General features: G+C 60.4%; 12 protein-coding genes. 4 read left to right on the top strand and 8 right to left on the bottom strand.

All coding sequences use genetic code 11. The features are described from left to right. Positions 1-88: 88 nt before the first annotated feature. Positions 89-733, top strand: coding sequence for an RHS repeat-associated core domain-containing protein (locus JOY50_RS25725; RefSeq protein ID WP_405046015.1), 645 nt, complete (start codon positions 89-91; stop codon positions 731-733). Between the two features lie 9 nt (positions 734-742). Here JOY50_RS25725 and JOY50_RS25720 read toward each other — a convergent pair whose 3' ends face one another. Continuing rightward, positions 743-1,318 (bottom strand): DUF2780 domain-containing protein, encoded by a 576-nt coding sequence (locus tag JOY50_RS25720; RefSeq protein WP_243056057.1) that lies wholly within the window; start codon positions 1,316-1,318, stop codon positions 743-745. A 213-nt stretch (positions 1,319-1,531) separates the two neighbouring features. Between JOY50_RS25720 and JOY50_RS25715 the strand changes: the two genes are divergently transcribed. Continuing rightward, positions 1,532-2,233, top strand: coding sequence for an RHS repeat-associated core domain-containing protein (locus JOY50_RS25715; protein WP_243056056.1), 702 nt, complete (start codon positions 1,532-1,534; stop codon positions 2,231-2,233). Positions 2,234-2,485: 252 nt separating this feature from the next. Here the strand turns inward: JOY50_RS25715 and fdhA are convergent, their stop codons facing one another. Together fdhA and JOY50_RS25705 are read right to left on the bottom strand one after the other, a co-directional pair. Beyond that, entirely contained in the window at positions 2,486-3,685 is a 1,200-nt protein-coding gene (gene fdhA / locus JOY50_RS25710; RefSeq protein WP_016497631.1) for a formaldehyde dehydrogenase, glutathione-independent, read from the bottom strand. A gap of 400 nt (positions 3,686-4,085) precedes the next feature. Next, entirely contained in the window at positions 4,086-4,289 is a 204-nt protein-coding gene (locus JOY50_RS25705; protein WP_238342123.1) for a hypothetical protein, read from the bottom strand. Here JOY50_RS25705 and JOY50_RS29385 point away from each other — a divergent pair. Together JOY50_RS29385 and JOY50_RS25700 are read left to right on the top strand one after the other, a co-directional pair. Next, positions 4,194-5,075 carry an RHS repeat-associated core domain-containing protein gene (locus tag JOY50_RS29385; RefSeq protein WP_405046014.1) on the top strand — a complete coding sequence of 294 codons (882 nt, stop codon included), beginning with the start codon at positions 4,194-4,196 and terminating at the stop codon, positions 5,073-5,075. The two genes, JOY50_RS25705 and JOY50_RS29385, sit on opposite strands and share 96 nt — an antisense overlap. A 181-nt stretch (positions 5,076-5,256) precedes the next feature. Continuing rightward, positions 5,257-5,607 carry a hypothetical protein gene (locus JOY50_RS25700; RefSeq protein ID WP_243056055.1) on the top strand — a complete coding sequence of 117 codons (351 nt, stop codon included), beginning with the start codon at positions 5,257-5,259 and terminating at the stop codon, positions 5,605-5,607. A gap of 31 nt (positions 5,608-5,638) precedes the next feature. Here the strand turns inward: JOY50_RS25700 and purU are convergent, their stop codons facing one another. The 5 genes from purU to JOY50_RS25675 form a co-directional block, all read right to left on the bottom strand. Continuing rightward, positions 5,639-6,496, bottom strand: a complete 858-nt coding sequence (gene purU / locus JOY50_RS25695; RefSeq protein WP_016484540.1) for a formyltetrahydrofolate deformylase — start codon at positions 6,494-6,496, stop codon at positions 5,639-5,641. A 12-nt stretch (positions 6,497-6,508) separates the two neighbouring features. After that, the gene (locus tag JOY50_RS25690) at positions 6,509-7,141 is read right to left on the bottom strand and encodes a sarcosine oxidase subunit gamma (protein ID WP_016484539.1); all 633 of its coding nucleotides are present in this window, start codon (positions 7,139-7,141) and stop codon (positions 6,509-6,511) included. A 178-nt stretch (positions 7,142-7,319) separates the two neighbouring features. After that, positions 7,320-10,334: a sarcosine oxidase subunit alpha gene (locus JOY50_RS25685; protein WP_016497630.1), complete on the bottom strand. Its 3,015-nt coding sequence runs from the start codon at positions 10,332-10,334 to the stop codon at positions 7,320-7,322. Further along, positions 10,331-10,666, bottom strand: coding sequence for a sarcosine oxidase subunit delta (locus JOY50_RS25680; RefSeq protein ID WP_016484537.1), 336 nt, complete (start codon positions 10,664-10,666; stop codon positions 10,331-10,333). The genes JOY50_RS25685 and JOY50_RS25680 overlap by 4 nt, the downstream gene beginning before the upstream one ends. A 14-nt stretch (positions 10,667-10,680) precedes the next feature. Continuing rightward, the gene (locus tag JOY50_RS25675) at positions 10,681-11,931 is read right to left on the bottom strand and encodes a sarcosine oxidase subunit beta family protein (protein ID WP_016484536.1); all 1,251 of its coding nucleotides are present in this window, start codon (positions 11,929-11,931) and stop codon (positions 10,681-10,683) included. Between the last annotated feature and the right edge of the window lie 10 nt (positions 11,932-11,941).

Below are 11,941 nucleotides of genomic sequence, written 5' to 3'. Positions count from 1 at the left end.
CTTTCTCGGTCACTTGCTTGACCGCTTCGATCTTGAATTCTTCAGGGTAACGCTGACGACTCATGGCACCTCCTATTTGGGCCTCATTATGAGGCTTGGAGGTGTCTACGAAACCAGGGGCGATTCACACAAAGGCAGCCGGGGCATGCTTGGCTTTAATGGTGAGCGATATGACCCGCCCACCCACACATATGCCTTGGGCCAGGGCTACCGCAGCTACAGCCAGGTCTTGATGCGCTTTCAGAGACCCGACGATCTCAGCCCATTTCTGGAAGGCGGGCTGAATGCCTATGCCTATTGCAAGAATGATCCGGTAAATTATCAAGACGGCTCAGGGCACGCCCCGACGGTTGCGCAATTGCAGGCAGCCATCAACAAGCGGCGGCGCCCCGCAACGGCCCAGGCCGAGCCTGCTCTGGTCAATGCCTATCAAAAGGCGAAGAGCGTCAACGTTGAAGAAGGCACCCTCTTTGAAAGAAAATACTCGGCTCACTACAAGCATTTCCAGGAACGAAAAACACTTATCAACCAACTGGATCGCCTGAACACTTTTAATGAGTTACTCAATAGCGACCTCGAGCACCTCTGGAACCCTGCCACTCGACTTAAATACAGAAAACACAACCTCTTCCCTGCTTATCGGCGCCGCCTTACTTCAATGAATCAAAGCCTCCAAGCAGTAATGATTGAAAAAGATAGCATCCAGCATCGCCTGCAAGAGATTCGCTGGTAGGTCGCAAACTCACACCGACGGTGCTGTGGCCGCTGCTGGCGTTGTCCACAAACTACCCAGATTCTGCAACAACGACCCGGCAATCCCCTGCTGCCCCAGGTACTGCAGGATCAACGGCGCAAACTGCCCGATCATCCCGGTATCCATCCCCAGCGCCTTGAACGCGCTGTCGAGGTCGCTGCGGTTTTCCACGTTGTTGCCCAGTGCGTTGCTCAAAGCCGATTGGCTTTCGCTGTTCTTGCCCAGCAAATCGCCCAACCCACTTAACCCGCCCAACGCATTCGCACCGGCCAGCAGGTCCAGCCCCGGCACTGCCTGGGTCAGCTGGCCGTAGTCATCGCTGCTGAGGTTGTTGCGCGCCAGTCCCAACATCGCCCCTGCCCCGCCAACGGCCTGTTCGGGGGTGATCTTCAGTTCGCTGCCCAACGTGTTGAGCAGATTGGCCTGGGCCTCGGGTGCCTGTACTTGGCCCTGCTGCTTCTGAGTTTGCATCGCGGACACGGCGTTGGCGGCGTCACTGAGGTTAAAGGCGAACACCGGGCTTGCGGCCAGAGTCATCAGGGTTGCCAAGGTGAATGCTTTCATCGGTAGGGACCTCGTGGGCCGGGATGGCCTGGAAAACGAGGCATTGGACGTTGGAGTTGGTGGAATGTTCCGGGCCGGCTGTCGGTCAAATTGCGTCCACTGGGGGAAACTCGCCTGTTATTTTTGCTAGTAGCCGGGTGAAGCGATCTCTCTGATACTGCAATGAATTCTGAGTGCACGCGATAAATGCCAACCAAAACCGAGTGTTTAACGATGAAAGCAAAAATGAGTATTGTTCGCTACACACCCTACGGCTACGCCTTGCCAATACCTGGTTCATTAACAGGTTTCAACGGTGAATGTGTGCTCGAACCCCTTAAACAATATTTCCTCGGCGCCGGCTATCGATTGTATTCACCTTCATTGATGAGGTTTTTTTCGGTCGATGTGAAAAGCCCTTTCGAAGAAGGCGGCTTCAACGCATATTCCTACTGCGCAGGCGACCCTGTAAACCGAATTGACCCGACCGGACACAGCTGGCGTAGCGTTTTCAAAGGAATAGGTAAAAGGCTTGGCCTACGCAGTGGAACCCGACAGCCACGCCCCAGCCCCATGCCACTTGCGCAACGCACTACCAGTGAACCGGCAATTGCACTTGCTGCAAACGAGCCTTCTCCACCGAGCTATACAGAGACTTTCAGTAAATTCCCGAAGCCTACAAAAAGGGCAATTAGGAAAACCCACACCAAAATCGAGAATCTCGAAGTGGAATTAGACATCGCCGAGCGTATGAATGATCGTACAGCACCTTTCTTGGCACAGGACCTCAAACATCAAATAAAAAAGAGAGACAGGCTCTGGAGCCAGCCTGTACCGGAACCGCTTCCAGCTTATGGCGAGCTCTTCCCCAATGAAACAGCACCGTCCCAAACATCTGTCGGTTCAAGAATGCGTACGGTCCGCTTTGCGGAATGACACCATCGTACAACTGGGGATAAACAGCTGAAACCTTTATTTCTGCGAGTGTCACTGAGCGGGAGGCTGTTTAAAAATGGCAAGACCTCCCGCGTCATATTGGACAGAACATGAACAAACGTCAGCATGAAAGCTCGCACTCCAGCGGGCTGCTGGCCACCGATCAGATGGCTCGGTGCTTGTCGTGCAAGGTCAGACAAGCAGCCATAAAAAACCCCTCCATGTTGAGGGGCTTTTCGCTATATCACGGCATCACGCCGCGCCCCACATCTTGTGCGGGTCGATCACAAACTTCTTCGGCACACCCGCATCAAACTCGCCATACCCTTCCGGCGCCTGATCCAGGTTGATCACCTGTACCCCCACCACTTCAGCAATATTGATACGGTCCCACATGATCGCCTGCATCAGCTGGCGGTTGTACTTCATGGTCGGGGTCTGGCCGGTGTGGAAGCTGTGCGACTTCGCCCACCCCAGGCCAAAGCGAATGCTGAGCGCGCCAATCTTGGCGGCGGCATCTACCGCGCCCGGGTCTTCGGTCACGTACAGGCCCGGGATACCGATGTTGCCAGCAACGCGGGTAACCTGCATCAGCGAGTTCAGCACGGTAGCCGGCGCCTCATGCTTGGCACCTTCGTGGCCATGGCCACGGGCTTCGAAGCCAACGGCGTCGACGGCGCAGTCCACTTCCGGCTCACCGAGAATGTCGATGATCTGCTCGTGCAGCGGGGTGTCCTTGGACAGGTCGACCACTTCGAAGCCCTGGGACTTGGCGTGGGCCAGGCGGGCCGGGTTGAGGTCGCCGACGATGACACAGGCGGCGCCCAGCAGGCGGGCCGAGGCAGCCGCAGCCAGGCCGACCGGGCCGGCGCCAGCTACATAAACGGTGCTGCCTGGACCAACCCCGGCAGTCACGGCACCGTGGTAGCCGGTGGGCAGGATGTCGGACAGGCAGGTCAGGTCACGAATCTTCTCCATGGCCTTGTCGCGGTCCGGCAGTTTCAGCAGGTTGAAGTCGGCGTATGGCACCAGCACGTATTCAGCCTGGCCGCCGGTCCAGTCGCCCATGTCGACGTAGCCGTAGGCACCGCCGGCGCGGGCCGGGTTTACGGTAAGGCAGACACCGGTGTGCATCTCTTTGCAGGAACGGCAGCGGCCGCAGGCAACGTTGAACGGCACCGACACCAGGTCGCCGATTTTCAGACGTTCGACGTCCCGCCCGATCTCGACGATTTCACCGGTGATTTCGTGGCCCAGAACCAGGCCGACCTGGGCAGTGGTGCGGCCACGGACCATGTGCTGGTCGGAGCCGCAGATGTTGGTGGAGACCACCTTCAGGATGACGCCGTGCTCGATCTTCTTGCCACGCGGGTCCTGCATTTTCGGGTAGTCGATGTGTTGCACTTCGACCTTGCCGGCGCCGAGATATACCACTCCACGATTGCCAGACATGCTCTTACCTCGCTTGATTTTTATTTATGCAGCGGTGGTTGAACGCGCCGCCATCCATGGGCGGCTTGTGTTACTGGAATGCAGTGAATTGTGGGCCTGATGGGCGATGTCGCAGTGACTGGAAGCGACAGGGAGATACCTTTTTACGGCAGGCCCAAAGGGGTGGGCCCAATCGCCGGCAAGCCGGCTCCCACAGACCTTGTGGGAGCCGGAATGATGCACTGATAGGCCCAATGCCGGGGCAAGGGCGCAAGCGAATGCCCCGGCGGCACCTGTTACTTTTGCCAGTTTCATTAATCTGGCGACTGTTCAAAACTGAAAAAGATTCACGGCCAGCGCCTGTAGATAACCCACCCGATACTCGACGTACAGCACTCAAGGATCCGAAGCCATGAGCGTATCATTGAGCAACACCCAGTTTTTCTACCAAGGCGACAAGCTGATCACCGTCAAACACGGCGACCAGCACCGCGCTATCTTCCGCAATGCCGCGATGCCGCTGGCCGAGGTGCAGGCCGGCGAAGCTTCCAGCGCCGGGCTGCTGGCAACGGACGACAAAGGGTCTGTGCTGCAGGTGGATAGCAAAGAGGAAGAGGAGACTCACGCCTACTCAAGTTATGGCCATGCCCCCACCTTGCCTTCTCCCCTGACGCTGCTTGGGTTCAATGGCGAGCGTTATGACCACGCTATTACAGGGTCATTGTTAGGCAATGGTTACCGCGGCTTCAACTCGACACTCATGCGCTTTTGCGCGCCAGATAGCTGGGGCCCTTTTTCAGTGGGAGGACTGAACACTTACTGTTATTGCCGAGGTGACCCCGTCAACCACGTCGACCCGTCAGGCCATATCCGCCTGCCCATGCTCGCAAAAGCCATTATCAAATTTCTTGGACTCCGCCATCGCCCATTGCCTTTCACCGCTTCTAACGGAAGGATGTTCATGGGTTCATCCCTACCTCGGCCATCTCGGCAGGAAGCGGCCGTCGCGCCAAGCCCAAGGCCAAGGCCAGTGACAGCCCCCCACTCAAGCATTCAGACACCACAGCAAGCGCTACCGGCGCCCGCTCTCATAGAGACACCGAGCATAGTCCCAGCTGGGGTGAACGCTTCTCCTCCTTGGCCCACGGGCGCAACCCATGGTCGTTTGCTCCCCGACTTGCCTTCTGTGCATCACAATCAATCGGCTTCGCCAGCGAGCGTTCTGCCACGTCATCAGCCAGGCACGGTGTCTCGAGCGCCCCGCTGGTCTTCCGAATCCTCGTTGTTAACAGACACTTCAACAGACTCAACACCGACGGGCAGTCCCCCTGCCAGCCCCACCCTCTCCTACTTGGAGCAACGTGCACGGGGTTTGAGAGGTAGCTCTTACTACAGCCGACGGTTCGATTAATGAAGTGCAAAAAAACCCCTCATCTGAGGTTTTTTTTGCGCGTGGCCGGTGACTGGATGCGACAAAAAGATGCTATTTAGCGGCAGCGCTTCATCACACGACCTGGCATTTCTGCCAGTAGCCAAAGGCTCGGCCCGAAACCTAGCATTGGCTTACTGTCAAACTTACAAGAGCGTTAGTGATGAGTGAATTCAAATCAGATATCGAGAAGAAGATCGCACTGGCCACGATGAGCGTCGACGATGAAATCGTTTTCGCTGGGGCGCCTGGTCCGACCCGGGTCACCCGCAAAAGCTGGCGAGAAAACACCTCGCAGATGCTGAAGGTCACCGTATTCACTGAAGGTGGCCCTGGCTATGCGGATTCGGCTTTCCAATTCAGCAAAGCGCAAGCGGAGTCGTACATGAAAGTCGGCGACACTTACACTCAAGAGACTGATGACAGCGATGTGGACTACCGCATCATCAGCAAGACCTGGACCTTCGTCGATGGCGGCACCCTGAAGGTTCAGATCGGCTACGAGAAAGAATAATAGGGTCGTCCGTACCTGACGACCCTATTGTTCACAGCACCACGGTGCGGTTGGCATTCAGAAACACCCGCCGCTCGATGTGATACCCCACAGCCCGCGCCAGGGTCAGGCATTCGATATCCCGCCCCTTGGCAATCAGGTCTTCCGGATAGTGGCTGTGGTCCACCACCTCGACGCCCTGGGCAATGATCGGCCCTTCGTCGAGGTCGTTGTTGATGTAGTGCGCCGTGGCGCCGACCATCTTCACGCCCTTGTTGTACGCCTGGTGGTAAGGCTTGGCGCCCTTGAAACCCGGCAACAGCGAGTGGTGAATATTGATCGCCCAGCCATCCAGGCGCCGGCACAGCTCGGGCGACAGCACCTGCATGTAACGGGCGAGAATAACCAGCTCGGCACCGGTTTCCTCGATCACCTGCAGCACCTTGCGCTCTTGCCCCGCCTTGTCGTTGGGGTCGAGGGCGAAGTGGTAGTAAGGGATCTTGTGCCAGTGCGCCAGGGGTTCGAGATCGGGGTGGTTGGACACCACCGCAACCACGTCCATGCCCAGCTGGCCGATGCGCTGCCGGTACAGCAGGTCGTTCAGGCAGTGGTCGGCCTTGGACACCATGATCACCACCTTGGGGCGGTGATTGGGTGCGGTCAGCTCGAAGGCCATGCCGAACGCTTCGCTGCGCTCGGCCAGGCCGGCACGGAAGCCCGTTTCGTCGAAATCGTCCGGCTGGCGGAATTCGACGCGAATGAAGAAGCGCCCCGACTGCCGGTCATCGAAGGAGTGGTGCTCCGTCACGTAGCAGCGCTGCTCGAAGAGATAACGCGTCACCACGTCGACGGTGCCGAGCATGCTCGGGCAGTCGGCGGTGAGAATCCAGGTATCCGGTGCCCGACTCATGTTCTGCTCTCCTTAAGCTTCGATGCTCAGGCCGTATTCGGCCGAAGCGTCCTGCAGCCACAGCCACCAGTAGTCGGCGAAGCTGCGGCGAATCACCAGCTCCCAGGTGTCTTCGGCGGTACGGCGGATCACCAGTTGCGACTTGGCGAACACGGTACCTACGGCCTTGCCCACCGGGAAGTTGTTCGGGTGAACATCATAGCTGGTGGATTTCATCAGCACTTCGCGCACGTTCGGGCCGCGCAGTTCCAGCAGGCTTTGCCCGCCGCTGACGTTGACCACCTGGATGTGCTGGCCTTCAAGGGCTGCGCGCAGCTTTTGCTCGACTGCCAGCTCCTGGCCACCGGGCACGATCAGCAGCCACTCGTCGGGGCCGACCCATTGCAGCGACATGTCGTTGTTGGCGACCACGGTCAGGGCCACTGGCAGCTCCAGGCCCAGGGCCTTGTGCACGCCGGCGGCGAATTCCGGGTTGTGGCCATCGCCACGCAGGGTCAGGTGGCCAAGGAACTTGCGTTCACGCAGGGTCACGCCTGCGTTCTTGCGGCCTTTGCCAACCAGGCTGGCCAGGTCGGCGTGGTGCAGTGGCGACTGGGCCTTGGCCTCGGCGCCGGGGTTTTGCTGGAAGACGTTGATAGCGCTCATTTCTTACCTGCCTTGAATTCTTGTTCGTCGATGCGACGCAGCTTCTGTGTGGTGGCTACCGGCCCTATCACCGGCAAGCCAGCTCCCACAGGGATTGCACCCACCTTCAAAGCTGCATCGATCCTGTGGGAGCTGGCTTGCCGGCGATAGGCCTGGCCTGCCCGCACAGGGCCCGGAGTCAAACGTTCTGCCGCTCACCCTTCGGATCGAAGAACACCGAAGACACGATTTCCGCCTCGATCACGCTGCCATCTGCCTGCGGCGAGTAGACACGCTCGCCCATGCGCTTGAGGCCGCCTTTGACCACACCCATGGCGAACGAATAGCCCAGGGAGTTGGACGCGTAGCTGGAGGTAACGTGGCCAACCATGTCCATCGGGATCGGCTGTTTGGGGTCGAACACCAGCTGGGCGCCTTCCGGTAGCCACTTGGTCGGGTCGACCGGCTTCAGGCCTACCAGCTGCTTGCGGTTCTCGCGCACGCAGTCTTCGCGGTTCATGCCACGCAGGCCGATCCACGAGTAAGGCTTGTTGCGGCCCACACACCAGCTCATGTTCAGGTCGTCCGGGTTCATAGAACCATCGGTGTCCTGGCCCACGATGATGAAGCCCTTCTCGGCACGCAGTACGTGCATGGTCTCGGTGCCGTACGGGGTCAGGTTGTACTTCTTGCCGGCCTCGATGATCTGTTCCAGCACACCCATGGCGTAGTTGGCCTGCACGTTGACTTCGTACGACAGCTCACCGGTGAACGAGATACGGAACACGCGGGCCGGCACGCCGCCGACGTTGCCTTCCTTCCAGGTCATGAACGGGAAAGCTTCCTTGTCCATGTCGATGTCGGTCAGCTCGCTGAGCAGCTTGCGGCTGTTGGGGCCGGACAAGGTCATGGTGGCCCAGTGGTCGGTGACCGAGGTGAAGTACACCTTCAGCTCCGGCCATTCGGTCTGGTGGTACAGCTCCATCCACTGCAGCACGCGGGCGGCGCCGCCGGTGGTGGTGGTCATGATGAAGTGGTTGTCGCCAACGCAGGCGGTTACACCGTCGTCGAAGACCATGCCGTCTTCCTTGCACATCAGGCCGTAGCGGGCCTTGCCCACGTCCAGCTTGGTCCAGGCATTGGTATAGATGCGGTTGAGGAACTCGCGCGCGTCCGGGCCCTGGATGTCGATCTTGCCCAGGGTCGAGGCGTCCAGCAGGCCTACGCTGTCGCGCACGGCCTTGCACTCGCGGGCCACGGCGGCATGGATATCTTCACCGGCTTTGGGGAAGTACCAAGGGCGCTTCCACTGGCCGACGTCTTCGAACTCGGCGCCGTTCTTCACGTGCCAGGCATGCAGGGCGGTGAAGCGCACGGGCTCGAACAGGTGACCACAGTGACGGCCCGCTACGGCGCCGAAGGTGACCGGCGTGTAGTTGGGGCGGAACATGGTGGTGCCCATTTCCGGAATGGTGATGCCGATCGAACGGGCGGCGATGGCCAGGCCGTTGATGTTGCCCAGTTTGCCCTGGTCGGTACCGAAGCCCAGCGCGGTGTAGCGTTTTACGTGCTCGACCGACTCGAAGCCTTCACGGGTGGCCAGTTCGATACCGGCGGCGGTCACGTCGTTCTGCTGGTCGACGAACTGCTTCGGCCCCTTGCTGCCTTTGTCGTGCGGCACCTGGAACAGCGCCACGGTGGCCTCTTCCTTGCGCGCCACGGTTTTTGGCAGGGTGCCGACAGAGGCTTTGAAGCCTGCCTCGGTGGCTGCACGAACGCCGCCTTCGAAGCCATCGGCAATCACGTCACCGAGGGCGTAGACGCCGTTGATACCACCCACGCACTCGCGTTTCTGCGGGGCATCGCCCGGTACGAAACCGAGGATGTCGTCACGCCATACCGGGCGACCGCCCAGGTGCGAAGCCAGGTGCACGATCGGGCTGTAGCCACCGGAGGTTGCGATCAGGTCGCACTCAAGGGTTTCGCCTGGGCTGGTGACTTTGTGCGCCTGCACATCGATGGCCGCCACGCGGGCGCCGGTCACGTGCTTGCTGCCTTTGGCCTCGACCACGGCGCTGGAGGTGAGGATGCGGATGCCTTTGGCACGCGCTTCTTCAACCAGCGAGCCACGTGGGTTGTGGCGGGCGTCGGCGATGGCGACCACTTGCAGGCCAGCGTCGTGCCAGTCCAGCGCGGCGCGGTAGGCGTGGTCGTTGTTGGTCGACAGCACCAGTTTGCGGCCCGGGGCCACGCCGTAGCGGCGCACGTAGGTGGAAACAGCACCGGCCAGCATGTTGCCTGGTACGTCGTTGTTGCCGTACACCAGCGGGCGCTCGTGGGCGCCGGGCGCCAGTACCACGCGCTTGGCGCGTACACGGTGCACACGGTGGCGTACCTGGCCGATCGGGGCGCGGTCGCCGAGGTGGTCGGTGAGGCGCTCGTGAATGGTCAGGAAGTTATGGTCGTGGTAGCCGTTGACCGTGGCGCGTGGCAGCAGGGTCACTTCCGGCAGGCCTTCCAGCTCTTTGATCACGGCGTTGACCCAGTCGGCGGCAGGCTTGCCGTCGAGGGTTTCGCGGCTGTCGAGCAGGCTGCCGCCAAACTCTTCCTGCTCGTCAGCCAGGATCACACGGGCGCCGCTGCGCGCAGCAGCCAGTGCAGCGGCCAGGCCAGCAGGGCCGGCGCCGACGATCAGCACATCGCAGTGCTGGTTCATGTAGTCGTAGCTGTCCGGGTCGTTCTGCAGCGGTGCACGGCCAAGGCCTGCAGCTTTGCGGATGTACTTCTCGTACGTCATCCAGAACGATTTGGGGTACATGAAGGTTTTGTAGTAGAAGCCCGGCGGCATCATGCTGCCGCCCACCTTGCCGAGGATGCCCATGACGTCGTTGTTGACGTTAGGCCAGCCATTGGTGCTGGTGGCAACAAGGCCTGCGTACAGCGCCTGTTGGGTGGCGCGCACGTTCGGAATCTGGGTGGCTTCGCTGGAACCGATCTGCAGGATGGCGTTCGGCTCTTCGGTACCGGCAGCGATGATGCCGCGTGGGCGCGAGTACTTGAAGCTGCGGCCAACGATGTCGACGCCGTTGGCCAGCAACGCAGCGGCCAGGCTGTCACCGGCATAACCCTGGTAGGTCTTGCCGTTGAAAGTGAAGTTCAGGACCTTGCTGCGGTCGATGCGGCCGCCGCTGGCGAGGCGATAGGTCTGGCTCATACTTTTTCCCCTTGGCCTTTGACGGTCGACGGTGCGTTTGCAGCTTTACCGTTGGCGGTCACTTGCGGCTTCTCGCCAATCTTGTAGGTTTCCAGAATTTCGTAGGTCACGGTGTCGCGGGTGACGTTGAAGTACTGGCGGCAGCCGGCAACGTGGTCCCACAGTTCATGGTGAATACCGCGTGGGTTGTCACGGTAGAACATGTAGGTACCCCACTCCTCGTCGGAGCAGGCGGCAGGGTCCAGCGGGCGGGCGATGTGCGCCTGGCCAGAGGCGTGGAACTCTTCTTCGGAGCGCAGCTCGCCGCAGTGGGGACAGAAAATATGCAACATGACGGTGTCTCCGGTTAGTGGGCGACGGCGGCGGCGCCGTGTTCGTCGATCAGTGCGCCGTTGTAGAAACGGTCCATGGAGAACGGCGCGGCCAGCGGGTGCATTTCGCCCTTGGCCAGGCTCGCGGCGAAGACGTTGCCCGAACCCGGGGTCGCCTTGAAGCCGCCAGTGCCCCAACCGCAGTTGAAGAACATGTTCTTGACCGGGGTCTTGGTGATGATCGGGCAGGCGTCCGGCGAGGTGTCGACGATGCCGCCCCACTGGCGGTTCATGCGCACGCGCGAGAGATTGGGGAACATCTCGACGATGGCCTGCAGGGTGTGCTCGATCACCGGGTACGAACCGCGCTGGCCGTAGCCGACCCAGCCGTCGATACCGGCACCGATCACCAGGTCGCCCTTGTCGGACTGACTGATGTAGCCGTGCACGGCGTTGGACATGATCACGCTGTCGATGATCGGCTTGATCGGCTCGGATACCAGCGCTTGCAGCGGGTGCGATTCCAGCGGCAGGCGGAAGCCGGCCAGCTTGGCCATGTGCCCGGAGTTACCGGCGGTGACCACGCCAACGCGCTTGGCGCCGATGAAGCCTTTGTTGGTTTCCACACCAATGACCGCGCCGTTTTCCTTGCGGAAACCAATCACTTCGGTCTGCTGGATCAGGTCCACGCCCAGGGCGTCGGCAGCGCGGGCATAGCCCCAGGCCACGGCGTCGTGGCGGGCTACGCCACCACGGCGCTGAACGGTTGCGCCAAGGATGGGGTAACGGGTGTTCTTCGAGCAGTCCAGGTACGGGATTTCGGCCGCGACCTGGGCGGTGTTCAGCAGCTCGCCATCGACGCCGTTGAGGCGGTTGGCGCTGACGCGGCGCTCGGAGTCACGAATGTCCTGCAACGTGTGGCACAGGTTGTACACGCCGCGCTGGGAGAACATGACATTGTAGTTGATGTCCTGGGACAGCCCTTCCCACAGCTTCATGGCGTGCTCGTACAGCTGCGCCGACTCGTCCCACAGGTAGTTGGAACGCACGATGGTGGTGTTACGGGCGGTGTTGCCGCCGCCCAGGTAACCTTTCTCGATCACGGCAACGTTGGTGATGCCGTGCTCTTTGGCCAGGTAGTAGGCCGTGGCCAGGCCATGGCCGCCACCGCCGACGATGACCACGTCGTACACCTTTTTAGGGGTTGGCGTGCGCCACATGCGCTGCCAGTTTTCGTGGTGGCTGAGGGAGTGTTTGAAGAGGCCGAAGCCCGAGTAGCGTTGCATGGTCGTTTAC

The organism is Pseudomonas sp. BP01 (assembly GCF_022760795.1).
GTDB classification, from domain to species: Bacteria; Pseudomonadota; Gammaproteobacteria; order Pseudomonadales; family Pseudomonadaceae; genus Aquipseudomonas; species Aquipseudomonas putida_Q.
This window is presented reverse-complemented; position numbering and strand designations above follow the sequence as displayed.